Origin of the sequence: Moraxella ovis, from assembly GCF_900453105.1 — a bacterium.
In the GTDB taxonomy this organism is placed as follows: domain Bacteria; phylum Pseudomonadota; class Gammaproteobacteria; order Pseudomonadales; family Moraxellaceae; genus Moraxella; species Moraxella ovis.
Genome location: NZ_UGPW01000001.1, coordinates 667088 through 693372 on the forward strand (window position 1 = coordinate 667088; position 26285 = coordinate 693372).

Genomic DNA, 26285 nt, shown 5'->3' on the forward strand with positions numbered 1-26285 from the left:
TTTTGGTGAGAACTCTGTGATTATTGGCAATAGTACCAATAACTCTAGCGGTGAGACCACTGTTGATGGCACCAAAATGGGTGGAGATACCCAAGCCCATGCTTGTCATGTTATTGCTATTGGTGATGGTGCAATGACATGGGGCGAATACTCCATTGCTATTGGTGAAGTAGCAAAAACTGAGAGTATTAAATACGATGTAGAAGACAGAGGAAGTCTATACAGAACGGCCGAATCTGCTATTGCCTTAGGCATGAATAGTATAGCAAATGGTTATCGTAGCATAGCTCAAGGTGTTGACGCCAAAGCAGAAAGAGATCACTCTATTGCAATTGGCTCCATGCTTTGGTATTTACCCCATCATCATACGGCATCACCACGGATTTGGCAGCAGTTTATTGTGTACACTTGTAAACATTTTGTTATTATGTTACACAAAAATAACAATACACCTGGCATCGTATGGATGAATTATAGTAAAATATGAAAGACACAATCTTTATCATTTTTTGCAATAAGGTATTGACAATGCCCATCAAATCAGTCATGCTAATCGCATCGCATCGCATCGCATCGCATCGCATCGCATCGCATCGCATCGCATCTTAAAGAAACCACTTAAAGAAATCACCCCATTGTTTATTGCTTTGGCAGTAAGCAATGGGGTGATTTTTTGTGCGATTTCTCATCTGTTTTCGATGATGTCGATGTCGCCTAGATGCTTGTATCAATAAATCACCTCTTTACAGCTGTGGTATTTTCTATGCTGTAAAGTTTCTTTGTAAAATCTTAAGGTATTGTATATGAACAGTATATATAAAATTGTCTTTAATAAGGCGACCGGCACCTACCAGGCGGTTGCTGAGTTTGCCAAGTCGCACACACGGGCAGGTGGTGTGGTTGGCAGTAAGCCAGCCAGTCGCTCTCGTAGCATCTTAGCTGCCCTGCCACTGTCACTATTGGCATTGTCTGTCGGGGAGGCGATGGCTGATAGCGATGATGGGTGGACGCTGCAGGCCAATAACACGCCTGTCGCAAATAACGATGATAATGGTCTGGTAAAATGGGGTAATACGGTTAACTTCAGAGGTGAGGGTAGCATCACTGTAGAAGGTAAATACGAAGGTGATGCTAGAACCATCATCATCAAAGGCGGTACAGGCGTACCTGGTCCAGTGGGTCCAGCAGGCGAGCCAGGCCTTCCTGGTGAAGCAGGTCCTCTTGGCCCTCCAGGTGCAATGGGCCCAGCCGGTCCTCGTGGTCTAGCAGGCCCAGCCGGTCCTAAAGGCGAACGCGGTGAGCAAGGTCCTGCAGGTCGTGATGGTGCAACAGGTGCCAAAGGTGATCGTGGTGAGACTGGTCCAGCCGGTCCAACAGGCCCTCAAGGCCCTCGTGGCGACAAGGGTGAAACTGGCGAGCGTGGTCCTAAGGGAGATCAAGGCGAACGCGGTCCTAAAGGTGATGCTGGTCCTAAAGGCGAACAGGGTATTCAAGGTCCCAAAGGAGACACCGGTCCACAAGGTGAAAAAGGTGATGCCGGTCCTAAAGGTGATACAGGCGAACAAGGCCCCCAAGGTCCTAAAGGCGACAAAGGTGACCCAGGCGACAATAAAGACATGTATGTCCATGTCAATACGAGTGAGGGCGGTCAACATCCAGGAGATGCAGGGACCAACAGGGGCAAAGTCGACGAAAAAGGCGGTGCAACAGGTGATAAATCTGTCACAGCTGGTGTCAATGCCAAGGCAACCGCAATTGGCGGTGTTGCACTAGGCTCTGAGTCTAAGGCGGATCGTGATGCGATTACTCAACCAGCCACAACCAATGGTGTAGCCAATGCTCGGCAAAGCCAGGTATATTCACCATTGACAGCTGATGCTAAACAAAATGACGAAGTTAATAAACTAGACACTGCCATCACCGAAACCGTCAAAGGTAATCAAGGTGCTGTATCAGTGGGTAGTGCTGACAACACTCGCCAAATAATCAATGTCGCCGCTGGCTCTAGCGATACCGACGCGGTTAATGTCGCACAGCTAAAAGCAGTGGCTGGCTTGCCGATGAGCTTTGAAGCTGATAAAGATGACAATCAGCAGGACACCAACAAAGTCATTCAAAGAAAACTGGGCGAGAAGCTTAGTATCAAGGGTGCTGATGGTGCTGGCATCATCACAAATACCAACAATGCAGGTGATGGCATCGAGATTAGCCTGAAGATTCAAGATGACAACCCTCTCACCGTTGGCGAGCAAGGCTTGCATTTGAACATCGATGACGATGTCGTGACCCTGGTCAATGGCGACCGAGGTATTAAGAAACTAAGTGTTAAGTCTCGTGATTTTGAGGCCGATCAGGACAAAGATGGCGGTAATGGCAATAAGACCGTCACTCGCAAACTGGGTGAAAGCCTCAAACTAAACGGCAAAACCGATGGCGGTATCATCACGCAAGTCAACCAAGCTCAAGATGGTATTGACATTGCTGTTAAGCCGGATGGTATGAAAGGCGTTGAAGTCGGTGCCGGCGGTGTTGCTGTTAAGATCAACGACCAAAAAGGCGTTCAGTTTGGTACTGATGGCAAGATTGAAGTCAAGCCAAATACCAATAAGGGCGTAGAGGTTACCGCTGAAGGTGTTGGTGTCAATATTGATGATCAGGCCGGTGTTAAGTTTAATGGCGGTAAGGTCGCTGTCAATCTAGCTCCAAACAAAGGTCTTGAGTTTGATGCTAATAATGGCCACGGCATTGCTGTCAAGCCGCATCATGGCATCTCTGTAGATCAAAATGGCGTATCTGCTAAGCCAGATGTTGCTAAAGGCATCACTGTTGATGCACAAGGCATTGGCGTTAATATTGACGACAATGGAGGCTTGCAATTCAATCCAGCTCAGCCTGCCAATAACGGCGAGAGAAAGTTAGCAGTTAAGCCACATCACGGCATCACTGTTGACAACAATGGTGTAAGCGTTAAGCCAAAAGCTAATGGCGGTGTTGAAGTTACTGCTGATGGCGTTTCTGTTAAGCCAAACAATGCCAAAGGTGTAACCGTTGATCAAGACGGCATTGGCATCAATGTCAACCAAGCAGGTCCATTAACTGTTGATGGACAAGGCCTAAGCATCAATGTTGGTGATCAGTTCACCATTGCAGATGCAAATGGCAAAAAGCAACTGCAAGCCAAAGCTCGTATCTTTGAAGCGGATAAGGGCAAAGATGGCAGTAACACAGGCAATTCTGTCAGCCGTAAACTTGGCGAGACCTTAAAAATTAATGGCAAAGCTAACAGTGGTATTGTTACTCAGGTCAATCAAGATCAAGACGGTATTGATGTTGCTGTTAAGCCAAACAAAGCCATGGGTATTGATGTAACCCCAGGTGGTGTGGCTGTTCAGATTGATAAAAATGCTGGTGTTGATTTTAACAATGGCAAAGTTGCTGTTAAGCTGGCCGATGATAAAGGCTTGGAATTTGACGGCGATAACATCAATGGCAAAGGCATCAGTGTTAAAGCTGGCAATGGCATCACTGTTAATCAAAATGGCGTCAGCGTCAAGCCAAAAGATAATGGTGCATTAACCGTTAACAATGCGGGTGTGGCTGTTAATGTTGATGATAAAGGCATTAAGATTGAAGGTAATAAACTTACCATCAAGCCAAATAAAGCTCGTGGTATCGAAATCACCGAAGGTGGTGTGGCTGTTAAGGTTGAAAAATCTGATAATAACCCACTACAATTTGGCAACAAAGGCGGTCTAGAGCTAAATACCGATCCTAGCACACTTAAAGTTGAACTGACCAATAATAATGGTGGATTGCCAAGCAAGCAATTAAAAGTCAACCTAAAAGACAAAGGCGGTATCAAAGCTGAAGGTAACGAAGGTCTAAAAGTTGATGTGGATGGCACAACCGTTCAAATCAATGCAGCTGGTAAGGTATCAGCCAAAACCACCAAGCTTAAACCAAATGCTCAAACTGGTAAGATCGACGCACCAGCCAATGGCGAGGGCGATGCTCTAGTCACTGCCAAAACCGTTGCTGATGCCATCAACAACTCAGGCTTCACTCTAGCAAACTCACATAGTGGTACGGGTCAATCAGCTGGTGATTCAGAATTGATCAAGGCTGGTGATAAAGTCACTATTGATGCTGGTGACAACATCAGTGTCATTCAAGCGGGTGGTCGCGTTAGCATTGCAACCAAAGATGATGTTATCTTCAATCATGTCATTGCAAATCACATTACCGCCAATGACGGTTTGATTGTGGGTAATACTGAAAATGGTAGAACTGTTATTAGATTGAGTAGTACTGGTAATGTAGGTCGTGAGCAAAATATCATTACGGGTCTTACTGACAATCTGCCTCGTGCAGGGCGTGATACAATCACCTTAACTCCAAATGACCTATTTGATTTGGATAATGTAGATGTTGATCTCGCAGAAAAGCAAAAAGCTCTTTCTCGTGTGGCAAATATTAGTGATGTATTGTCCGCCGGATTCCATTTGCAAAACAACGGAGAGGCAAAAGACTTTATTCGTCCTTATGATGTGATGGACTTTGTCAATGGTAATGGCACATCTGTGAGCATTACAAAAGATTTGGCTAAAAAGAGCTCAATCAAAGTAGATGTTCAAGTTGATGATAAGACAGTTGAAATTAAAGGAGGTAAAGTATCAGCCAAGACCACAGATCTTAAACCAAATGAGCAAACTGGTAAGATTGAGGATCTGGCGAATGGTGATGGCGATAAGTTGGTCACTGCAACAACTGTAGCTAATGCTATCAATAAAGCAGGATTTAAAGTCAAAACTGCTAAAGACAGTGGTGGTGAGGTTGAGAATGGTGGTTATGAAGATGGTCATCTGATTAAAACTGGTGACGAAGTCACCATCGACGCCGGTAAGAACATCAAGCTTAAGCAAGAAGCTGGTAAGATCAGCATTGCTACCAAAGATGATGTGAACTTTAGTAGTGTTCAGTTTGGTGATAACGGTCCAAAAATCACCAAAGATGATCAGGGTGGCATAAAAGTCTCTAACAAAGACGGTCAACCTGTTAAGATCACTAATGTGGCTAATGGTGCAGGACCAAACGACGCAGTCAATGTCAAGCAGCTCACCGAAGCGAAAGCTAAGTACTATGCTGATGAAGACAGCACGCCACCAGAAAAAGATGGTGCAACCAATACCGCCACCAACAAAGAAAACGCCAAGGCACTTGATCAAGGCATTGTTGGTATCAAGGGTGGTAAGACAGGTGATAAGGCTGATGACAAGAACATCACCACCACCATCAATACCACTGAGGGTACGATCGAAGTCGCTCTAAACCCAGATGTCAAGGGTCTCACCAGCATTCAATTTGCTGAAGGCGAAGGCGTCAAAGTAGGCGATGATGTTACATTTGCAACCGAAAACGCAACTGCTGTTGGTCGTGGTGCCGTAGCATTCGGCGAGGATACAAGTGCCTTTGGTAACTCTGCACTTGCAATCGCTCCTGGTGCTCAGGCTGTGGGTGCACGAGCGAAGGCATGGGGTATTGATGCTCAAGCTTTGGGTCCAAATGCCCAAGCACTTGCTAACAATGCTCAAGCCATCGGTGCCAATTCGCGCGTCATTGTAGATGGCGGTGTTGCCCTGGGTGCATACTCGATTGCTGATCGAGTCGTCACTCAAGATCCGATCACTTACAATCAAAATGCGAATGTTGAATTTGGAGAGGTCTATACCCCAGTACCTGACGGCACACAAAGCCCTGCGGCTTGGTTGGCCAATCAAGCGATCAAAGACACGGTCAAAGGTACTTTAGGTGCCGTCTCGGTCGGCGATGATGAGAATACCCGTCAAATCATCAATGTTGCTGCCGGCTCTGAAGACACCGATGCGGTCAATGTCGCTCAATTAAGAGCGTTATCAGAGCTGCCAATGAGCTTTAATGCTGACTTTGGCGATGCAATTGAGCGTAGATTGGGTGAAACACTGACCATTCACGGTAGAGACAACAGTGTCTATACCGTAACAAACGGACAAGACAAAGCCATCGAAATCGGTGTGCGAGCAAACGAAGCCATGGGTGTACAGATCACCCCAGGTGGTGTCGCCGTCAAACTTGAAAAAGATGCCAATAACCCACTACAATTTGGCAACAAAGGCGGTCTAGAGCTTAAAGTTGATGCTAATACCTTGGCAGTTGACAATAATACCAATGTTTTAGGCGGTGATAAGAAGCTTAAAGTCAAACTGGCTGATAAAGGCGGTATCACTACCAAGACCGATGGGGACAAAAACTCTAATGGTCTGAAAGTGGATGTTGATAATACAACCGTCCAAATCAATGAAGCTGGCAAAGTCGCCGCTAAGACCACAACTCTAACGCCAAACCAAGGTACTGGTAAGATCGACGCACCAAATGAGGGTGATAAAAACGCTCTTATCACTGCTGGCGATGTTGCCAACGCCATCAACAACTCTGGCTTTACCTTGGAGACTTCACACGCTGGCACAGGCCAATCGGCAGGGGCGTCAGAGTTAATCAAAGCTGGTGAGAAAGTAACGCTGGAAGCTGGTGATAACATTTCTGTCATACAAGCAGGTGGCAAAGTTCGCATCACTACGACCGATGATGTGGTCTTTAATAATGTCTCTGCTAAGCAAGGTTTGTTTGTGGGCGACACCGCAGATGGTAGAACAGCCATTCGTGTTACCAGCGAAGGTAGGGCTGGTCGTGAGAAAAATACCATCACAGGCTTAACTCATAATTTGACGCAAGCGGGTCGTGATCAACTCAATTTGAGACCAGCAAATGACTTCTTGGATCTTGATAACATCAAAGTTGACTTGACTGAAAAACAAAAAGCCCTATCAAGTGCGGCGACAGTGAGAGATGTCTTATCAACTGGCTTCAATCTGCATAACGATGGCGTACCAAAAGATTTTGTCCGCACTTACGACACCATTGATTTTGTAGACACTAAATCAGCAGATATCAAAGTATTTACCGATCCGCTCAAAGACAACAAGATCAGTAAAATCAGCGTTGATGTTAAAATAGACCCTAATAAAGGTCTTGAAGTGACAGATAAGGGCATCGGCATCAAGCTAAGAAATGAAGCCAATAATCCACTGTATGTGGATGAACATGGCATCACTGTGCTGACTACTGATCTTGGTACCACCATTGACGGTAAGTTGGTTGAACTTGGCGATGAAAAAGAAAATCATCTCGTTAATGCTAAGTCAATCGTCGATGCCATCAACAACTCAGGCTTTGTTGCCAAAGCCAATGGCGACAATGGTGAGGTCATCAACCCAGGCGATGTGCTAGAGCTTGCCAACGGCAGAAACATCGAGATCACTCGCGACGGTGGCAAATTCACCATCGGTACTGCCAAAGATGGCATCTTCAACAGCCTAAGTGTTGGCGGTGACTATGGCAATGTGATGATTGATGAGCACGGTCTGCGTATGGGTGATGTACACATCGGTCCAACGGGCATTAATGCTGGCGATACCAGAATTCACAATGTCGCTGATGGCGTTGACCCAGGCGATGCGGTGAATGTGGCACAGCTCATCAACGCCATGGAGAAAAGCACAGAGCATGTCACCTCTGAAGATGGCTCTGTCTTTGTTCAACAAAGTGTGCACCCAGTAACCAAAGCCACTACCTTTGATTTGTCGGTCAATACAGATAACATCACCTTAACCAAAGACGATGACGGTCGAGTGATGGCTAAGACCACAGAGATTGTCATTGGCGGAGACGGCATGGTTACCGCTGATGATGACAACGCATTGTTGAATGCAGGTGACATCGTTGACGCCATCAATAACTCTGGCTTCACTGTCCAAGCCAATGGCAAAGACGGCAAGCTTGTAAAAGCTGGTGATAAAGTCAACTTCATTGATGGCAACTTCACAAATGTGACTTTGGAAAAAGGCGAAGACGGCCAAAATAATATTAAGGTCAATGTCAACGCCCAAGGTGTGGTAGAGAAAGCCCAATTACCAGTCGTCTATACCGACGCAGAAGGCAATAAACTGACGAAGAAAGCTGATGGCAGCTTTGTCAATAAAGAGGGTCAAAAGGTTGATCCTGCCGATGTAATCGCCTCCATCAACAATGGCAAAGGCAGCACCACAGAGCCAACCAACTTGGCTAATGTGGCGGGCAGTCTAACACCGACTTACAATGTAGGCGACATGATCGTCGGTCCTAATGGCAAATTGACCGATACTCCAATCTTGGACGCTACTCAGTCACAAAAAGCACCACAAGGACAGCACCTAGCCAACATTTACAACAACGCAGCCACCGTTGGCGACATACTCAATGTCGGCTGGAACCTACAGGGCAATGGCGAAGAAGTCGACTTTGTCAAAGCTTATGACACCGTGAACTTTGTTAACGGTACAGGTACGACGGCTGTTACCAAAGCATCTGAAGACGGTAAAACCTCAACCGTTCAATACGATGTGAATGTGGATGACGAGACCATCACGACTAAGAAAGATCCACAAGATCCTGCTAAGACCGTGATCACCGCCAAAACCACCAAGCTTAACACCAACCCACAAGGTGGTAATGAAGCTGGCAAGGTGACTGTTGAAGGGGGTAATAAAAACGCTCTTATCACTGCTGGCGATGTTGCCAACGCCATCAACAACTCTGGCTTTACCCTCCAAGCCAATGGCAAAGACGGTAAGCTTGTAAAAGCTGGTGATAAAGTCAACTTCATTGATGGCAACTTCACAAATGTGACTTTGGAAAAAGGCGAAAACGGCCAAAATAATATTAAGGTCAATGTCAACGCCCAAGGTGTGGTAGAGAAAGCCCAATTACCAGTCGTCTATACCGACGCAGCTGGCAATAAGCTAACACTGAAAGACGGTAAGTTTATTGGTAAAGATGGTAAAGCGGTCGACCCTGCTGATGTGATTGCTTCTATCAATAATGGCAAAGGCAGCACCACAGAGCCAACCAACTTGGCTAATGTTGCTGGTAACTTGACACCAACTTACAATGCAGGCGACATGATTGTTGGTCCTAACGGTAAGCTGATCAATGAGCCAGTCACGGAAGCTACCAGAGTGCAAGAAGCACCACAAGGTCAAGACCTTGCGAACATGTATAACAACGCTGCTACTGTCGGTGATGTGATCAATTCAGGCTTTAACCTGCAAGAAAACGGCTGGTCAAGAGACTTTGTTAAAGCTTATGATACGGTGAACTTCATTGATGGTGAAGGTACCAAAGCATCTGTCATCACTGATCAAAATGGCAAAGAAAGCATGATTAAGTTTGACATCAATGTCGATGACACCAAAGGCTTAACCATTGCACCAAATACAGGTAAGCTTGGTATTAAAATCAATGCTGATAGCCCATTAATCACAGACAAAGATGGCTTGAACATCCAAACTGATGGCACCACCATTAAGGTTGAAGGTAATCAGCTGATTGCCAACACCGCCACCTTAGATGATGCCAATAAAGATGGCAAGATTGAAATTGGTCGTGATGGTGATCAAAATGCCCTAGTAACCGCCAAAACCGTTGCCAACGCCATCAACAACTCAGGCTTTACCCTAAAAGCCAATGGCAAAGATGGCAAGCTTGTCAAAGCTGGCGATGCTGTGAGCATCAACGAAGGCGACAATATCAAAGTTACTCATGACAAAGATGGCAACATCAGTATCAGCGGTAAAAAAGATGTCGACCTAACAACGGCTGTATTCACCGATGAAGGTGGCAACAGAACAGGCATTGGTGGCTCTGGTGTCTTCATCGTACCAAATGGTGTGGATCCTAAAACTCAGCCAAATGACATCGTGACTTTGACTGTCAACGGTCTAAACAACGGTGGCAACAGCATCACCAATGTCAAGTCAAATCTGGCAAATAATAACATTGCCACAGAAGTTCCAGCACAAAACCGTAAAGACAGCTTAGCTGGCAAGGTGAATAACGCTGCAACCGTAGGCGATGTATTAAATGCAGGTTGGAATTTACAGAACAATGGTCAGCCTGTTGATGTCATCAGCCATGCTGATTCAGTGAACTTCATCAATGGTCGTGGCACAACCGTTGTGACTGACAATGACCCAGCAACTGGCACAACCACCATCAAAGTGGATAGCCCAATCGCTTATGTTGATGGCAATAAAGCTGACGCAACTGACACCTCAACCCCAAGCAATACAGTGAAATTGTACGGTAAAGATAACTCACCAGTACAAGTCACCAACATTGCCAGCGGTGTACGCGGTAAAGTTACTCCAACAGGTAACAATGGCGAGCCAACAGCCAAAGATGTGGCAAATGCCATCAAGACTGCTTCTGGCGATACGCTAAACAATGCCGTGAATGTCGGTGATCTCAAAGCCACCATCAATGACACCATCACGACAGTCTCTACCAATGCTTATGGTCTAAAAGACAAAGCAGGTAAAGAGTTTAAGCAAAACTTGGGCAGTACTGTTCAAATCACTGGTGATGAGAACATCAACACTGAAGTGGTTGAGGTAACAGATAAAGATGGTCAAAAAGGTCATGCCTTGAAAGTCAGCCTAAACCCAACGCTTGAAATCGGTGCTAAAGATGGCAAAGATGGTAAAGACGGTGTTGATGGCAAACTTGGCATCAACGGCAAAGACGGCTCAGCGATTGTCCTAAACGGCAAAGATGGCTCTATCGGCTTGAACGGCAAAGACGGCAAAGACGGTCTGACCTTCAAAGCAGCAGACGGTGCCCAAGGTGTCGATGGCAAAGATGGTGCGAACGGCCTACCAGGTAAAGCTGGTCAAACTCGCATTGTCTATGAAACCAAAGACAAAGATGGCAACACCAACACCGAACAAGTTGCCAATCTGAACGATGGTCTCATCTTTACTGGTAATGATGGTACACTAAATCGTCATAAGCTTAACTCTGTGGTTAAGATTGTGGGCGAAGGGGTTAATGCAATCGAATCTGGCAAATTTGAAAGTGCAAGAGGCAACATCAATGTTAAGGCAAACGGCACCGATGCATTAGAGATTCAATTGTCAAAAGACATTGACCTGACCAAAGATGGCTCAATCACCATTGGTGATACTGTCCTAACAGACAATGGCCTAACCATTATCGATGGTCCAAGCGTCACCAAAGACGGCATCAACGCTGGTGGCAAGAAAATCACCAATGTGGCTGATGGCGAAGATGACGCTGATGTGGTCAATGTGAAGCAGCTAAAAGGTGCTCGTACGACAGTGACATCTAGCGATAAGTCAATCAGTGTTGTTGATACCAATCAAGGTCAAGATGGTAAGAACCTTGCTTATGACATTAAGGTTGACAGTCAAGCACTGGTTGAATCTGCCCAATTGCCAGTCGTCTACACCGACGCAGAAGGCAATAAGCTAACACTGAAAAACGGTAAGTTTATTGGTAAAGATGGTAAAGAGGTTGACCCTGCTGATGTGATTGTTTCTATCAACAATGGCAAAGGCAGCACCACACAGCCAACCAACTTGGCAAATGTGGCGGGCAGTCTAGCACCGACTTACAATGTGGGTGACATGATCGTCGGTCCTAATGGCAGATTGACCACCAATCCGATCTTTGATGCCACCAAAGAGCAGGCTGCACCACAAGGTCAACAGTTGGCTAACATCTACAACAACGCAGCTACCGTTGGTGATGTGTTAAATGCAGGCTTTAACCTACAAGCCAATGGCAAAGCGGCTGACTTTGTCAAAGCCTATGACACGGTGAACTTTGCTAACGGCACAGGCACAACAGTGGTTGTAGACAATACTGATGGCAAGACCTCTACCATCAAGGTTGATGTGAATGTGGATGATGAAACCATCACCACCAAGCAAGATCCAAACGATCCTGCTAAGACCGTGATCACTGCCAAAACCACCAAGCTTAACACCAACCCACAAGGTGGTAATGAAGCTGGTAAGGTAACTGTTGAGGGTAATCAAGGCGATGCCCTAGTCACCGCCAAAACCGTTGCTGATGCCATCAACAACTCAGGCTTTACCCTAAAAGCCAATGGTGAAGCTGGTAAACTCATCAAAGCAGGTGACACCATCAGCATCAATCAAGGTGATAACATCAAAGTTACCCAAGATGAAAACGGTAACCTAACTGTTGCTACCAAGCAAGATGTGGCGTTTGAAACCGTGAAAGTAGGTGATACGCTGAAAGTCGGTGATGTGATCATCAACCAAGACGGCATCAATGCTGGCAATCAGAAAGTCACCAATGTTGCCGATGGTAACATCAGTAAAGGCAGTAAAGATGCGGTGAATGGTGGTCAAATCTATCAGCTTAAAGCTGACTTGACCAAAGGCATCAATGCCGCTAAGACTGAGGTGGAAGGTGAAGGCTTTGCCGAAGTTACCTCAAAAGTAGGTAGCAACGGTCAAACCATCTACACCGTTAATGTGGCCAAGGCCGCACCAGCAACTGTTGATGCCAGCGGTAAGCTTAACATCCAAGGTGCAGATGGTAACAAAGTCTTATCAGCAGCCGACACCATCAATGCCATCAACAACTCAGGCTTTACTCTAAAAGCCAATGGTGAAGATGGCAAGCTGGTCAAAGCTGGTGATGCTGTGAGCATCAACCAAGGTAACAACACGCGCGTGTTCCAAGACGACAACGGCAACATTGTTGTTGAAACCAAAGACGATGTGGCATTTGAGACGGTTAAAGTTGGCGATGTACTAAAAGTTGGTAACATCACCATCACTCCAGACGGCATCAGTGCTGCTGGTACGAAAGTCACCAATGTGGCCGATGGCACCAATAACCAAGACGCCGTCAATGTCTCTCAGCTGAACAAAGCCAAAGCGGCAGCCACCACCGAGGTCAAAGCAGGTAACAATGTCAGCATCGACAGCACCAAAGGTGCTCAAGGTCAGGACATCTACACCATCAGTGCTAAAGATCGTTCGGCGAAAGTTGTTGCCAAAGCTCAAGGCTTGATTGCTGTCGAAACAGGCGACACAACCGACATCGATGGTGCACAAACCACCAGCTACACCGTTGATTTGACTGACAAAGCCAAAGAAGACATCGCCAAAGGTGTTAAAGCATTAAATAAGGTGGATAGCCAAGGTCTGACCTTTAAGGCAGACAACGGCTCAACTGACGCACGCAAACTGGGCGACACGCTCAATGTCAAAGGTGATAATAAGAACATCACCACTAAGGCAGCAGGCGATGCCATCGAGGTTCAGCTGAAATCTGACATCACTGTCGATAGTGTTACTACTGGCAACAGCAAGCTTGACACAACAGGTCTGACCATCAACGCAGCAACACCTGCCAACACTGTCAGCTTGACAGCACAAGGTTTGAACAACGGTGGTCAACGCATCACCAATGTCGCACCTGGTGTTGATATGACGGATGCTGTGAATGTGGGGCAGTTGATGAGGGCAACCAACCATCTGGCTGGTCGCATCGATGATGTCGCTAATCAGTCAAATGCTGGTGTGTCTTCTGCCATGGCAATGGCAGCACTACCACAGGCTTATATCCCAGGTAAGTCAATGTTGACTGGTGGTATCGCCAGCTACAATGGCGAGGGTGCAGTGGCAGTTGGCTTCTCGAAGCTCTCTGACAACGGTCGCTGGGTTCTTAAGATGTCTGGTTCTGCCGATACCAAAGGTAAAGCAGGCGGCTCAGTGGGTGCAGGCTTCCACTTCTAAACCGCTGTTGTAAGTAGCTCATTCCATACCCTGATGAAATCATTGGGGTATGGAATTGATTAAAAATTTTCAATTCCTTTATGATCTTAACAAAATATGATTTTTTGTTACCTAGGATACTATTATGAAAAAAATTACCACATTAAGTGCTGCTGTGGCAATGCTTGCACTGTCAGGCTGTATGGGCACTAAGCAAATCAGCCAAAATATCACCAGTGAAGGCACCATTGCCGCCGAAGACATCTATTTTCCAAAACTAGATGATGCATGGCAAAAAGATGGGCAGTTTCCAAATCGTGAAAATCTGATGAAGATTCGCCCTGGTATTGCCAAAGATGAATTGTATCAATTGATTGGTCGCCCACACTTTAACGAATCACACCGTGCTCGTGAGTGGGACTATATCATGAAGTTTTATAAGGCTGATGACAGCGTTAAGGTATGTCAGTATAAAGTTATTTTTGATGAAAACTTCCGTGGTCAAGAGTTTTATTGGTTGCCAAAAGAGTGTGCTGCTTATGCCAAGCCGCCAAAAGCACCTCAGCCAATCATCATCAATACTCCAGCACCAGCACCAGCGCCAGTAGCACCACCACCTGCACCAGTTGAAATCATTAATGAGCGTATCAACCTAGAAGCAGACGCACTATTTAAGTTTGATAAATATGAACTCAAAGACATGCTACCTGCAGGTCGCGCGAAGCTTGACGAACTGGCTCGTCAGCTACTAGAGTGGGAAAAACGTGGTGAAAGCCGCATCCACTTAGTAGGTCACACTGACCGTCTAGGTAGCCACGAATACAACATGACGCTATCACAACGTCGTGCCGAGACTGTTCGTACTTACCTAATCTCGCGTGGTGTGAACGCAGCGACAATGTCTGCAGCGGGCGCAGGCAAACTGCAACAAATCCATCAGTGCTCTGACAACCAACCACGTCAAGCATTGATCGACTGCTTGCAGCCAAACCGTCGCGTAGAAGTGAACGTTGCTGTATATGCCTTCACTCAAAATGGCGGTACTCAGCAAATCCAAATGAACCAAGATTATCAGAACTTCAACCAAGCTCAATAATCTTAAGTTCAAACAACAAAAAACCGCGCTTATGGGCGGTTTTTTGTTGCCTTTGAAATGATTGATGAAATGTTAGCTTAATTATGATTAGGATAGGATTAGAATTCAGTAATCGCTAAGATCTGTTTAAATAATGCCTTTTGTTCAGGGCTTGGCTTGGCAGACTGTAATGCCATGACCGCACTCATGTCGCCATCAACACGAATCTTGCCCATCATGAATGCTTCGATGGCAAGGCTGGTGTCGCCTGTCTTGATGATATTACCTAATGTATCACCATCGATGGTAATAGTGCTGACTGCGCCATCGGTATGACCTTGATGGATTTTACCATTCTTTAGGTGGAGTAGGGTGGGTGAGCTTTGTTCGACAGTGGCATTTAGAACTAGCGAGTCAAGCGAAGGCGGCAGATTAAGTTCGCCCGACTGTGCGTTAAGAGCCACCACTTCATCGAACCAAGTTTGAGATAGAAATTGCGCCATATTATTCTCCTTGTGAATAGATGGATAAGTTAAACGTGAACGCATTATAAATCAAAAACGGGTATAAAAGCAGCTAATTAATAACAGTTACTAAAATCATGCAATTAAACAGATAGATGACGGATTTTGCGGAGTAGTGGCAATATCGGAATTGCAATAATTAAAGGAGATAAAGATTTATTGGATAATAAGTGTTGGATGTTTCATAGATCTATGCTCAATATTAAGCATAAAATTAGTATTTAATTGTTTTAAATCATGTCAAAATGATGAAAATTAGCCAAAAACGTCAAATTATTGCCAAAAAATCCAAATATTTTTACAAAAGATGCGCTAAAAATTACATTTGTGTTGTATAATAAAAGGTGAAAAGTACTGGTAATACCACATTATCAGTATGGAATTAATCTTTGTGGATGAATTGAACATTCACTCAACGCAAGCTAAGCCACTCATCTGAGAAGCAAGCTAAACGCATACAGTGTTAAGATTTTCTATCTTTGTTGTGTTTTCCTTATAAAAATTAAGGATTTTTTGCTGTTACTCGCTTTGATGTGATGATATTTGTGGCGCTTTGCGTTAAAATATACAGATATGAATCAAAAAGCGTCGATTTTATTGTTTATCGCAAATTAGACAGCCATGCTGACGCACTAGCCAAAACAATAAAACTCGCTAAATAAATCGGGCTGCACAGGAAAATATCCAATGAGTCTAAATAACACAGCAGTAGCCCCGAATGTTGACCATGAATATGAAATCACCATCGTGCGTTTCTTTACTGTCATGGCGGTATTTTGGGGTATCGTTGGCATGACTGTGGGTGTGTTTATCGCATCTCAGTTAGCATGGCCAGCACTTAACTTTGATACATCTTGGTTGTCCTTTGGACGTTTAAGACCGTTACATACCAACGCGGTTATTTTCGCGTTTGGTGGTTCGGCTCTTTTTGCAACATCATATTACATCGTACAGCGCACTTGTAAGACACGTTTGTTCGCACCCTATTTGGCATGGTTTACCTTTTGGGGGTGGCAAGCGGTTATTGTGGCTGCTGTGCTTACATTGCCATTGGGTTTTACATCCGCTAAAGAGTATGCGGAACTAGAATGGCCGATTGACATCATGATTGCATTGGTGTGGGTGGCTTATGCCGTTGTCTTTTTTGGCACGCTGATTAAGCGTCAGACTTCGCACATCTACGTAGCGAACTGGTTTTTTGCAGCGTTTATCATTACCATTGCACTACTTCACATCGTGAATAACCTTGCCATTCCAGTGGGTATGTGGAAATCATACTCGCTATATGGCGGTGCAACAGATGCCATGGTTCAATGGTGGTATGGTCACAACGCGGTAGGTTTCTACTTGACAGCAGCATTCTTGGGCATGATGTATTATTTCATTCCTGTGCAAGTTGGTCGTCCTGTTTATTCTTATCGTCTGTCTATCGTTCACTTCTGGGCTCTGATCGCTTCATACATGTGGGCAGGTGGTCACCATCTACATTATTCAGCGCTACCTGACTGGACTCAGTCATTGGGTATGGTGTTCTCGCTAATCCTATTCGCACCTTCTTGGGGTGGTATGATTAACGGGGTATTGACACTATCAGGCAGCTGGGACAAACTAAGAACTGACCCGATCATTCGTTTCTTGATTGTTGCATTGTCGTTCTACGCGATGAGTACTTTTGAAGGTCCGATGCTATCTATCAAAGCAGTGAACGCCATCAGTCACAACACTGACTGGACAGTTGGTCACGTTCACTCAGGCGCTTTAGGCTGGGTTGGTATGATTACCATTGGTTCTATTTATGTGCTATTGCCACGTATCTGGAACAAGGCAAAAATGTACTCAACAAACCTAATCACCGTACACTTCTGGCTAGCAACCACTGGTACAGTTCTGTATATCGTTGCGCTATGGATTTCAGGTATCACTCAAGGTATGATGTGGCGTGCCACTAACCCAGACGGTACTTTGGCGTATGACTTCATCCAGACTGTTGTGGTATCACATTGGCCATTCGTGGTTCGTGCACTAGGTGGTGGTCTGTATGTTGCAGGTATGTTAGTTATGGCATATAACTGCTACAAAACCATCAAAATGCCTAGCATTCCAGAACCAATCGCTGAGCCAGATGAAGTAAATACTGGTCGTGATGAAGTGTTTGACAACGACACTGTCAAGGCTTAAGGGGGAGAGTCATGTCAAATATCACTCACGAAATCGTCGAGAAAAACACGGGTTTACTCGTTATCTTTATCGTCATCGCGATTAGCTTTGCAACCTTAGTTGAGATTGTACCGCTAATCTTTGACGAGAACTCACCTGAAAAAGGTGGTGTGAACAAGCCTTTGCCGAACATGCGTCCTTGGACAGCGCTAGAGCTTGAAGGTCGTGATATCTATATTCGCGAAGGCTGCCATGTGTGCCATACTCAGATGGTGCGTCCACTTCGTGCAGAAGTTGAGCGTTACGGACCATATAGCCGTGCAGCGGAATCAACTTGGGACCACCCATTTTTATGGGGTTCTAAGCGTACTGGTCCTGACCTAGCTCGTGTGGGCGGTCGTTATTCAGACCAGTGGCATGTTGACCATTTGATCGATCCGCGCTCTGTTGTGCCTGATTCGGTGATGCCTGCTTATCCTTGGCTTGCCAAGAATGAGGTTGATGGTGTTAAAGTACAGCAAAAAATGCGTCTATTTAAAGACCGTTTTGGCTTGCCTTATACCGAAGAAGACATCGAAGCAGCACCTGACCAAGTACAAGGTGCGACCGAGCTTGATGCATTGGTTGCTTACTTGCAGCAGCTTGGCATCGCCATGCAGGGTCAACGCTAATGAACTGGGGCGTTTTGCATAGTATTGCGACGGTGGCGGCGTTCATTGCTTTCATCGCCATCGCATGGTGGGCCTACTCACCTAAAAATAGAAAACGCTTTGAAGAAGACGCACAACTTGCGCTTGATGACAAGACGTTAAAGTCTTTGTCATCAAATGAGCGCACTAAGGATACACAATGAGCTTTTTTTGGAGTTCTTGGATTACTGTCCTATCATTAGGCTGCTGGTTATTTATCTTCGGCGTGCTAATGTGGACACTAAAAACCAAACCTGTCTTAGAAGAAGATGAAACGACAGGACATTCATACGATGGTATTAGAGAGTATGATAAGCCATTGCCTAAATGGTGGCTTGTGATTTTCTTTGGTACTCTAATTTGGGGTTTGGGTTACTTTATCCTATTCCCGGCAATTCAACCACATGCTTGGAAAGGCATCACAACGGTTGAAGTTGATGGTCAAGAAGTACCTTGGACATCAGAAAACGAGCTAAACAGCCAGCTACAAGCCAACAACAAGGTTTTCAATGAGAACTTTGAACAAGGCATTTTGGCGAATGCGGGCGCTTCTGAAGCAACTGCGGTACTAGCTAAGCTAACCGAGCTTCAATCTCAGAAGAAAGGTGAGGCTGAACCGTCAGCTGAACTACAAACTCAGATTGATGAGCAAGTTAAACTACTAGCACCATACGTGGATAAGCTAGCAGCTGACCCTGAAGCTCAAAAAATCGGTAACCGTCTATTCCTACAAAACTGTGCCTTGTGCCATGGCTCAAATGCCAAAGGTGGTTTGGGTTATCCGAATCTGACCGACAACGACTGGCTGTATGGCGGCGAAGCTCAAGACATTTTGTTGACCCTACACAACGGTCGAGTTGGTGCGATGGCAGCATGGCAAAAGCAGCTGGGCGAGTCTGGTGTGCGTGCTGCTGCCGAATATGTCCTTGACCTGTCAGGCAATCAAAATGGCTATGAGCTAGACCAAGCACAAGTTGCCCAGGGCAAAGCCATTTTTGAACAAAATTGTGTGCTGTGTCATGGTACCGATGCCAAAGGTCTGACAGCGATGGGCGCGCCCAATCTGACAGACGACATTTGGCTGTTTGGTGGCGACCGTGAATCGATACGCACCACCATTCGTCATGGTCGTTCAGGTGTGATGCCGGAATGGCAAACTAAGCTAGGTAATGAGCGTATCATGCTACTTGCAGCTTATGTTCGTTCACTATCTCAGAACCCAACTGAATAATCAAATATTTTGTTGAGTCAGCAAAAAAGAGCCGAATATTCGGCTCTTTTTATTGTCCTATAAAGCGTATCAATGGATATAAAAAAGAACCGATCAATGTCGGTTCTTTGGTTATTAATTACCCTTAAGGTTTTTGGTTGTCGGCGTAAATTGCAGCCTGTAGCCAGATATTTGCTTGAATATAATCATGGATTTGGATGGCGGCGGTCTTATCGGTAGTTGGTGCTGCCATACGTACCACCAATGGTTGAGCATCAGGTTCGCGCAGAATCACAACATCAAATAGCGTGATGTCTTTATCAAAGAATTTGGTGTGGCTGATGCCTAGCACTTGACCTTGACACCATGCTTCATCTTCTTGACCAAAGGTCTCACCGAACAGATAAATGCAGCTATGACCATAATTAATCTCAACAGGTGCTAAAGACTCACCTTCTGCCAAATCTGTAGGCTGCCACGCAAGAATCTGCTCATCGATATTATCCGGTACTTCACCGCCGTTATTGCTAACGATGTCATTAAATGCACGATGGTAACGAATGGCATCAGGATCTTCAATGAGAATCGTCTCGTCCTGATCGCTAGGTTCGATGTTATACGCCCATGCGCTAAAATTCACATAATAAGTCTTCGGCGTCTTATATTCTGTACGGTTGATCGCGTATAGCTGATCAAAGGCATAGATGACAGCACCATCTGTTGTCTTTAGACGTAAAATAGAATCAGAGGTCGAGTCACAGCGGATGACGCGCTCGATGTGGCACTCAACGCCATACGGGCTATCTACAGCGGGAAAAGCATTAATGAATGCTTGAGGGGTGCCATTTTCAAGCTTTAGGATTTGATTGATATGACAAGGTGTGCCATTGGCAATGAGTAGTTTATTATCCGATGGATGACCTTGAGTGAGGGCGCTTGGGATAGTGGCTGTCTCTAGCATCGATTGTAGCCAATTTGGCACATCCTCTGCGATATTATCCGTCAAGATCGCCCAGTGATCGCCATGACCTGCGTTCTTATCGCAAGGCAAGTCAACCTTGGTTGGTGGTACTTCGTGCTTGTAAGTGTAGCGTATTTGATTCATGATTGTAGTCATATTCTAAAAAAAATTTGATACTTTAATAAGGGATTTAATACAAAAAATCAAGCCAAAATCACCAATCTTGCGAAATTTTGTGAAAATTTGTCAAAGCTTCTTAAAATCGCTGTCAAAACAGTGCAAATGGTGTAAACTATGGTGTTTATTTATTTTGAGAAATTGATATGTTTCGTCCTTTGGCTTTATTTATCGGATTAAGATATACCAGAGCTGAACGTAAAAACGGCTTTATTTCGTTTATTTCACTCATTTCAATGATAGGATTGACCTTGGGTGTGGCGGTGCTTATTACAGTGCTATCTGTGATGAATGGCTTTGATCGGGAGATTAAGAACCGAATACTTGGTATGATTCCACAAGCTTCTGTCATGTCTTATGAGATCATTCCAGACTGGCAGCAGCTGTCCATGCAGATCACAGAGAATGATAAAAACGTAAAGGCGACCGCGCCATTTATTCAGCTGCAAGGGATGCTTGCGGCGAATGGGCAGGTGTCAGGTGTGATGGTATCGGGCATCGAGCCAAGCCTTGAAAAGGACGTCTCAATCGTTGACGATTATATCACCCAAGGCAGCCTTGATAACCTTAAAGCTGGTGAGTTTGGTATTGTGCTTGGCGAGAGCATGACGCAGGCGATGGGCGTGGGTCTGGGTGATAAGGTGACTTTGGTATTGCCAGAAGCATCGCCATCAGCGGCGGGGGTGATTCCTAGATTTAAACGTTTTACGGTCGTGGGCACTTTTAACATCAGTAAAGAAGTGGATGGGCTGATGGGCTTTGTGGCGATGCGTGACGCTGGCGTTATGCTAAGGTTGCCAGAGGGTGCGCAGGGCATTCGCATGCTGATGAATGATATTTTTAAAGCGCCCCAAGCCGCCAATCAAGCCGCCAGCCTCGACAGTGATAGGTTGTTCGCCAATGACTGGACAACCACGCATGGCAATCTGTTCGATGCGATTAAGATGGAGAAGTCTATCATTGGGCTGCTGTTGTTCTTGATTGTGATCGTGGCGGCGTTTAACATCGTCTCAAGTCTCATCATGCTGGTGACTGATAAGAAATCGGACATCGCGATTCTAAAGACTTTTGGAGCATCGCCGAAGCTGATCATGCAGGTGTTCATCGTTCAAGGGATGATAATTGGTGTAATTGGCACGGTGCTTGGTACGATTCTAGGCGTGACGCTGGCTCTGACGGTAAATGACATTGTGGTGTACATCAGCGAGCTGTTTGGTGTGTCGTTGATGACTTCAGGTGCTTATCCTGTGGATTTCTTGCCATCTTATATTAAAGTGTCAGATGTGGTTATTATTGTGGTTGCATCTTTCTTGCTTAGCTTTGCGATGACGATTTATCCTGCATTACGAGCTGCGCGCATTCAGCCTGCTCAGACATTGCGCTATGAATAAGGACGATGAGATGAGTGTAATTTTAGAAGCTAAAAACATCAGCAAGGTCTATGATGAGGGTAAAATCACAACGTCCGTACTGACCGGTCTAGACTTGACGATCAATGCTGGTGAGCGTGTTGCCATCGTGGGTAGTAGTGGTTCGGGCAAGAGTACGCTGCTACACTTGCTTGGCGGGCTTGACATGCCGACCACAGGCGAGGTATGGATTAAAGGGCATTGCTTAAGCAAGCTCAATGAGACTGAGCGTGGTAACTTGCGTAATGAGTATCTTGGTTTTATTTATCAATTCCATCATCTGCTTGCTGAATTTACCGCTGCTGAGAATGTCGCGATGCCGCTTCTCATGCGCAAAGACCTCCCCATCAGCGAGGCGAGAGATAAGGCAAACGCTTTACTTGATAAAGTTGGTCTGTCACATCGAACACATCATCGACCAAGCGAGCTGTCAGGTGGTGAGCGTCAACGTGTGGCGATTGCTCGTGCGCTCGTGACGAATCCTGCACTGATCTTGGCAGATGAACCTACGGGTAATCTGGATGATGATAATGCCCGTGCGGTGTTTGACTTGTTGTCTGAGCTTCAGCACAGCTTTGGAACAGCGCTTCTTATGGTGACTCATGACAGAAGCCTGGCAGCCATGGCGGACAGACAGCTTGAGATGCGAAGCGGTCAATGGGTTTAATTATTACCTGTAATGAAATAAAAAACGCCGATTAAGGCGTTTTTTTATTGGGTGAATCAGATGGAGAAATCTTCTGGTTCCTTGTCTTTGGCGTCACGTAGTTTATGACCTTTTTGGGTCTGAAAACGCGGTGCGCTAGCATTATAGCCAAGCCGTTTTTGCCAGCTGGTGATGATACGATATTGTAATACAAAGTTAAATAACAGCCCCATCGTGATGCTCGTGACAACGCCACAGACGATAAGCCCTATGATGAAGGCCTTCAGAGAGAAAAGATGATTGGAGAAAGGATTGACCCCATGTCCCGTCATCCACAATGAGAAATCTGCAACGATCACGCCAACTGTACGAATGCCAATCATCGGCTCGCCAATCAAGAATGCACCCACAGAATAAGCCAACCAAAACACAGGAATGGTGGTTAAGGGATTGGTGATCCAAGTCAGTGCCACAGCCATAGGGATATTTGCACGCAGCAGCAGGGAGCCAGCGATGGCAAGCGGCATCTGACCAGGCAGTGGAAAAAATGCGCATAGCACGCCAATATAAACCGCACGCGTGAGCGCACCGCGATTCATCTGCCAAAGGCGAGGGTCAGCCAAAAACGGCGCAAACCATCCGATAACTCGGCTTTCACGGAGCTTCTCGGGAGTTGGTAGCCATTTTTTTAGTTTCTGCTTAGGCATGTCTGTCCATGGAATGAAAAAAGGAAATTATATCAAAAAAGAACACCATCATGAAGTGTCTTTTTATGTATATGGTGGCAAATCTCAAAACCACAATCATTATTTGGCAAAAATATCCATCCTAACTGCAAAGCCTGCCTAAGGTATGATAAAATGCGCTGTATCATTTCACAAAATATCATAAAGAGTCAAAAATGAACGATAAAGTACGCATCAAGCATCCCAAGCCATCCAAAAAACCCACCAAAAAAGCCCTGATTTGGATTGATCTTGAGATGACAGGCTTGGATACTTTGAACGATGAGATCATCGAAATCGCCACCATCGTGACAGATGACAATCTGAATATTTTGGCAGAAGGACCCGTGGTTGCCATTAAGGTGTCCGATGTTGTTCTAAATGGCATGGATGACTGGAATAAGAAGCAACACGGTCAGTCAGGACTGATCGATCGCGTGCGTCGCAGCACGATGACCTTAGAGGATGCCGAGAATGTTACGCTGGAATTCTTGGCGAAGTGGTGTGATGAAGGGGTGTCACCGATGTGTGGTAATTCCATCTGTCAAGACCGTCGTTTCTTGGCGCGTCAGATGCCACGACTTGAGCGTTATTTCCATTATCGCAATCTGGATGTATCGAGTATCAAAGAGCTGTGCTATCGCTGGCGTCCCGATGTAGCAAGTGGCTACCAAAAAGGCGGTGCGCACTTGGCGCTGGATGATATTCGTGATTCGATACGTGAATTGCGCCATTATCGTGAACACTTTTTTAAATTGCTTGATTAAGCCATATAATTAAAAAACCGCTAATTGATAGCGGTTTTTGTTTTTATTGCTTACCAATGTTGGTGTATTTATCAAAGTTTTTGATGTAATCATCAAGGTTGTCCGAGAGCATTTGTTCATACTGAGCGGTGTAGAATTTGATGATGTCATCTTTTTCTTTTTCAAAGTCTGCGCCCTTAGTAAAGCCAATCGATGCCACAGAGGCGCTGTAACGGGCTGCAGCATATAGCAAAGATGAGCCAACTTGTCCTGCGTGCGACTGTGGCGACAGTTGGCTGTTGGCTAGGTTGATAAAGGCGTCAGCACGTTCATAGAATGCGGTCATTTGTGCGTTAAATTCTTCTGGGCTGATGCTTGGTTTGTTGTCTTGGGTTTGTTCAGTCATGTGAATGTCCAGATATTGTCAAATTTAAATAAAAAAGGGTGTCAAACACCCTTTATATTGCGATAATGTATAAAATTACAACCCTGCATCAGCACGCAGTGCATCAGCGCGATCGGTTTTTTCCCAGGTGAACGCATGGTCTGAGCCAGTACGACCAAAGTGGCCGTAGCTTGCGGTGACTTCATACATAGGCTGTAGCAGATCAAGCATGCGAGTGATGCCATAAGGTCGCAAATCAAAATGCGCACGGATTAAGCGTTCGATCTCGTTATCGCTAATTTTACCTGTGTTAAAGGTGTTCACAGAGATTGAGGTTGGCTCAGCGACACCGATGGCATAAGATACCTGAATCTCACAGCGATCTGCCAAACCTGCCGCGACGATGTTCTTAGCCACGTAGCGACCTGCATAGGCGGCGCTGCGATCGACTTTACTTGGGTCTTTACCACTAAAAGCACCGCCGCCATGGCGTGCCATGCCACCATAAGTATCAACGATGATTTTGCGACCTGTCAGACCAGCATCGCCAACAGGGCCGCCGATGACGAATTTACCGGTTGGGTTGATGTGATAAAGCGTATCTTTGTGTAGCAGTTCGCTTGGAATGACAGGCTTGATGATCTCTTCCATGACGGCTTCTTTGAGTGCATCATAGCTGATGTCTGGGTGATGCTGTGTTGATAATACCAATGCATCGACAGCCAGTGGCTTGTGATTGGAGTCATAACGTAGGGTAATCTGAGCCTTAGCATCAGGGCGTAGCCAGTCTAATGTACCATCTTTGCGAAGCTGCGCTTGGCGCTCCATCAAGCGATGACTTAGCTGGATTGGCGCTGGCATCAGCACGTCTGTCTCATTGGTGGCGTAGCCGAACATCAGACCCTGATCGCCTGCACCTTGGTCTTCTGGGCGTTGTCTGTCCACGCCTTGAGCGATCTCAGGGGATTGCTTGCCAATCATGTTAATAACCGCGCAGCTATTACCATCAAAGCCTAGATCACTGTGATTGTAGCCAATCTTATTTACGGTGGCGCGTACGATGCCTTCAATGTCGATGTTCGCGTGAGTACTGATCTCGCCAGCTAACACCACGGCGCCAGTCTTGGTGAGGGTCTCACAGGCGACACGTGCGTCTTTGTCCTCAGTTAAGATGGCGTCAAGCAATGCGTCGGAGATTTGGTCTGCCATCTTATCAGGATGACCTTCTGAGACGGATTCTGAAGTGAATACTTGATAGTTCATAAAAAATCACTTAATAAAAAAGATAAAAAATTGTGTGAATTTTGGTGGCTTTTCTAGGCTTGACAAAATGATCTGACGACCGAATGCACAAGGCGAATTACGATGTGTGGTCAGGACTGTATTGATAAAAGCTAATACAGCTAAAATCACAAGGTATTTGGGGGAGAATTATAAGATATTTTTGGGGAAATTGCTAATGAAAATTTTTCATATAGTGATGAAAAATGGTGTGGGTTCTGGGTATGTACTTTGATTGCATATGGATTTTAAAAACCAAATGAGTCTTACAAACTAACAAAAGAATTTTTTTGTTGCTTATAATCCGTTGTTTTATAGACAACAAAAAAGGATAATTTCACAGCTCCGATCATTATAAATAAGTAGGTGTGTATGATCTTACAGCAGGTTGGCATGAGAGTGCGTGAACTTCGCAAGGCAAAAGGACTGAGTCAGGAGAAATTTGCCTTACAAGCAAATATTGATCGCACTTATTTGGCAGGAATTGAGTCAGGCAAACGCAATCCTTCCTTAAAAAATTTAGAAAAGATTTTAAATACACTAGATGTGTCATTTTGTGAATTTTTTCAAGATATGTAATTGTTGATTATAAGCAACAATTTTGGTATAATT

General features: G+C 45.4%; 17 protein-coding genes. 12 read left to right on the forward strand and 5 right to left on the reverse strand.

Annotated features, from left to right (window positions below):
• Positions 1 to 76: 76 nt before the first annotated feature.
• The 4 genes from DYD54_RS03395 to DYD54_RS03435 all read left to right on the forward strand — a co-directional run bounded on the left by DYD54_RS03395 (position 77) and on the right by DYD54_RS03435 (position 14784).
• The gene (locus DYD54_RS03395) at positions 77 to 487 is read left to right on the forward strand and encodes a hypothetical protein (protein ID WP_063513754.1); all 411 of its coding nucleotides are present in this window, start codon (positions 77 to 79) and stop codon (positions 485 to 487) included.
• Complete coding sequence (locus DYD54_RS11725; protein ID WP_256594025.1) at positions 484 to 609, forward strand: hypothetical protein; 126 nt, start codon at positions 484 to 486, stop codon at positions 607 to 609. Before DYD54_RS03395 ends, DYD54_RS11725 begins: the two co-directional genes overlap by 4 nt.
• Before the next feature lie 194 nt (positions 610 to 803).
• Positions 804 to 13709, forward strand: coding sequence for a YadA-like family protein (locus DYD54_RS11520; protein WP_063513755.1), 12906 nt, complete (start codon positions 804 to 806; stop codon positions 13707 to 13709).
• 124 nt (positions 13710 to 13833) lie between these two features.
• Entirely contained in the window at positions 13834 to 14784 is a 951-nt protein-coding gene (locus DYD54_RS03435; protein WP_063513756.1) for an OmpA family protein, read from the forward strand.
• 98 nt (positions 14785 to 14882) lie between these two features.
• On the opposite strand, the gene DYD54_RS03440 is transcribed toward DYD54_RS03435, so the two are convergent.
• A complete protein-coding gene (locus tag DYD54_RS03440) occupies positions 14883 to 15266 on the reverse strand; it encodes an SCP2 sterol-binding domain-containing protein (protein WP_063513757.1) in 384 nt (127 codons plus the stop codon).
• A gap of 708 nt (positions 15267 to 15974) precedes the next feature.
• Here DYD54_RS03440 and ccoN point away from each other — a divergent pair.
• From ccoN to ccoP, 4 genes are read left to right on the forward strand one after another with little or no spacing between them, the layout of a single operon-like run.
• A complete protein-coding gene (ccoN, locus tag DYD54_RS03445; RefSeq protein WP_063513758.1) occupies positions 15975 to 17465 on the forward strand; it encodes a cytochrome-c oxidase, cbb3-type subunit I in 1491 nt (496 codons plus the stop codon).
• An 11-nt stretch (positions 17466 to 17476) separates the two neighbouring features.
• Positions 17477 to 18115, forward strand: coding sequence for a cytochrome-c oxidase, cbb3-type subunit II (gene ccoO, locus DYD54_RS03450; RefSeq protein ID WP_046696887.1), 639 nt, complete (start codon positions 17477 to 17479; stop codon positions 18113 to 18115).
• On the forward strand, positions 18115 to 18297 hold the full coding sequence (locus tag DYD54_RS03455) for a cbb3-type cytochrome oxidase subunit 3 (protein ID WP_063513759.1): 183 nt from the start codon (positions 18115 to 18117) through the stop codon (positions 18295 to 18297). Before ccoO ends, DYD54_RS03455 begins: the two co-directional genes overlap by 1 nt.
• Positions 18294 to 19364, forward strand: coding sequence for a cytochrome-c oxidase, cbb3-type subunit III (ccoP, locus tag DYD54_RS03460; protein WP_063513760.1), 1071 nt, complete (start codon positions 18294 to 18296; stop codon positions 19362 to 19364). The genes DYD54_RS03455 and ccoP overlap by 4 nt, the downstream gene beginning before the upstream one ends.
• 124 nt (positions 19365 to 19488) lie before the next feature.
• Here the strand turns inward: ccoP and DYD54_RS03465 are convergent, their stop codons facing one another.
• The gene (locus DYD54_RS03465; RefSeq protein ID WP_063514947.1) at positions 19489 to 20451 is read right to left on the reverse strand and encodes a hypothetical protein; all 963 of its coding nucleotides are present in this window, start codon (positions 20449 to 20451) and stop codon (positions 19489 to 19491) included.
• A 176-nt stretch (positions 20452 to 20627) separates the two neighbouring features.
• Between DYD54_RS03465 and DYD54_RS03470 the strand changes: the two genes are divergently transcribed.
• Positions 20628 to 21872, forward strand: coding sequence for a lipoprotein-releasing ABC transporter permease subunit (locus tag DYD54_RS03470; RefSeq protein ID WP_063513761.1), 1245 nt, complete (start codon positions 20628 to 20630; stop codon positions 21870 to 21872).
• Between the two features lie 10 nt (positions 21873 to 21882).
• Positions 21883 to 22557: a lipoprotein-releasing ABC transporter ATP-binding protein LolD gene (lolD, locus tag DYD54_RS03475; RefSeq protein ID WP_063513762.1), complete on the forward strand. Its 675-nt coding sequence runs from the start codon at positions 21883 to 21885 to the stop codon at positions 22555 to 22557.
• A 56-nt stretch (positions 22558 to 22613) separates the two neighbouring features.
• On the opposite strand, the gene DYD54_RS03480 is transcribed toward lolD, so the two are convergent.
• Complete coding sequence (locus tag DYD54_RS03480; protein WP_063513763.1) at positions 22614 to 23243, reverse strand: DUF2062 domain-containing protein; 630 nt, start codon at positions 23241 to 23243, stop codon at positions 22614 to 22616.
• A gap of 194 nt (positions 23244 to 23437) precedes the next feature.
• Between DYD54_RS03480 and orn the strand changes: the two genes are divergently transcribed.
• The gene (gene orn / locus DYD54_RS03485) at positions 23438 to 24028 is read left to right on the forward strand and encodes an oligoribonuclease (protein WP_063513764.1); all 591 of its coding nucleotides are present in this window, start codon (positions 23438 to 23440) and stop codon (positions 24026 to 24028) included.
• Between the two features lie 43 nt (positions 24029 to 24071).
• Here orn and DYD54_RS03490 read toward each other — a convergent pair whose 3' ends face one another.
• Positions 24072 to 24413, reverse strand: a complete 342-nt coding sequence (locus tag DYD54_RS03490; protein WP_063513765.1) for a DUF3144 domain-containing protein — start codon at positions 24411 to 24413, stop codon at positions 24072 to 24074.
• A gap of 75 nt (positions 24414 to 24488) precedes the next feature.
• Complete coding sequence (metK, locus tag DYD54_RS03495; RefSeq protein ID WP_063513766.1) at positions 24489 to 25655, reverse strand: methionine adenosyltransferase; 1167 nt, start codon at positions 25653 to 25655, stop codon at positions 24489 to 24491.
• Positions 25656 to 26045: 390 nt separating this feature from the next.
• On the opposite strand from metK, the gene DYD54_RS03500 reads away from it, so the two are divergent.
• Positions 26046 to 26252 (forward strand): helix-turn-helix domain-containing protein, encoded by a 207-nt coding sequence (locus DYD54_RS03500; RefSeq protein ID WP_063513767.1) that lies wholly within the window; start codon positions 26046 to 26048, stop codon positions 26250 to 26252.
• Positions 26253 to 26285 lie beyond the last annotated feature (33 nt).

Coding starts and splice junctions, on each gene's coding strand:
- DYD54_RS03490 (WP_063513765.1), bottom strand. CDS start 24,413: ATGACTGAACAAACCCAAGACAACAAACCAAGCATCAGCCCAGAAGAA.
- DYD54_RS03395 (WP_063513754.1), top strand. CDS start 77: ATGGGTGGAGATACCCAAGCCCATGCTTGTCATGTTATTGCTATTGGT.
- ccoO (WP_046696887.1), top strand. CDS start 17,477: ATGTCAAATATCACTCACGAAATCGTCGAGAAAAACACGGGTTTACTC.
- orn (WP_063513764.1), top strand. CDS start 23,438: ATGAACGATAAAGTACGCATCAAGCATCCCAAGCCATCCAAAAAACCC.
- DYD54_RS11520 (WP_063513755.1), top strand. CDS start 804: ATGAACAGTATATATAAAATTGTCTTTAATAAGGCGACCGGCACCTAC.
- DYD54_RS03500 (WP_063513767.1), top strand. CDS start 26,046: ATGATCTTACAGCAGGTTGGCATGAGAGTGCGTGAACTTCGCAAGGCA.
- DYD54_RS11725 (WP_256594025.1), top strand. CDS start 484: ATGAAAGACACAATCTTTATCATTTTTTGCAATAAGGTATTGACAATG.
- metK (WP_063513766.1), bottom strand. CDS start 25,655: ATGAACTATCAAGTATTCACTTCAGAATCCGTCTCAGAAGGTCATCCT.
- DYD54_RS03455 (WP_063513759.1), top strand. CDS start 18,115: ATGAACTGGGGCGTTTTGCATAGTATTGCGACGGTGGCGGCGTTCATT.
- lolD (WP_063513762.1), top strand. CDS start 21,883: ATGAGTGTAATTTTAGAAGCTAAAAACATCAGCAAGGTCTATGATGAG.
- DYD54_RS03470 (WP_063513761.1), top strand. CDS start 20,628: ATGTTTCGTCCTTTGGCTTTATTTATCGGATTAAGATATACCAGAGCT.
- ccoP (WP_063513760.1), top strand. CDS start 18,294: ATGAGCTTTTTTTGGAGTTCTTGGATTACTGTCCTATCATTAGGCTGC.
- DYD54_RS03440 (WP_063513757.1), bottom strand. CDS start 15,266: ATGGCGCAATTTCTATCTCAAACTTGGTTCGATGAAGTGGTGGCTCTT.
- DYD54_RS03480 (WP_063513763.1), bottom strand. CDS start 23,243: ATGCCTAAGCAGAAACTAAAAAAATGGCTACCAACTCCCGAGAAGCTC.
- ccoN (WP_063513758.1), top strand. CDS start 15,975: ATGAGTCTAAATAACACAGCAGTAGCCCCGAATGTTGACCATGAATAT.
- DYD54_RS03435 (WP_063513756.1), top strand. CDS start 13,834: ATGAAAAAAATTACCACATTAAGTGCTGCTGTGGCAATGCTTGCACTG.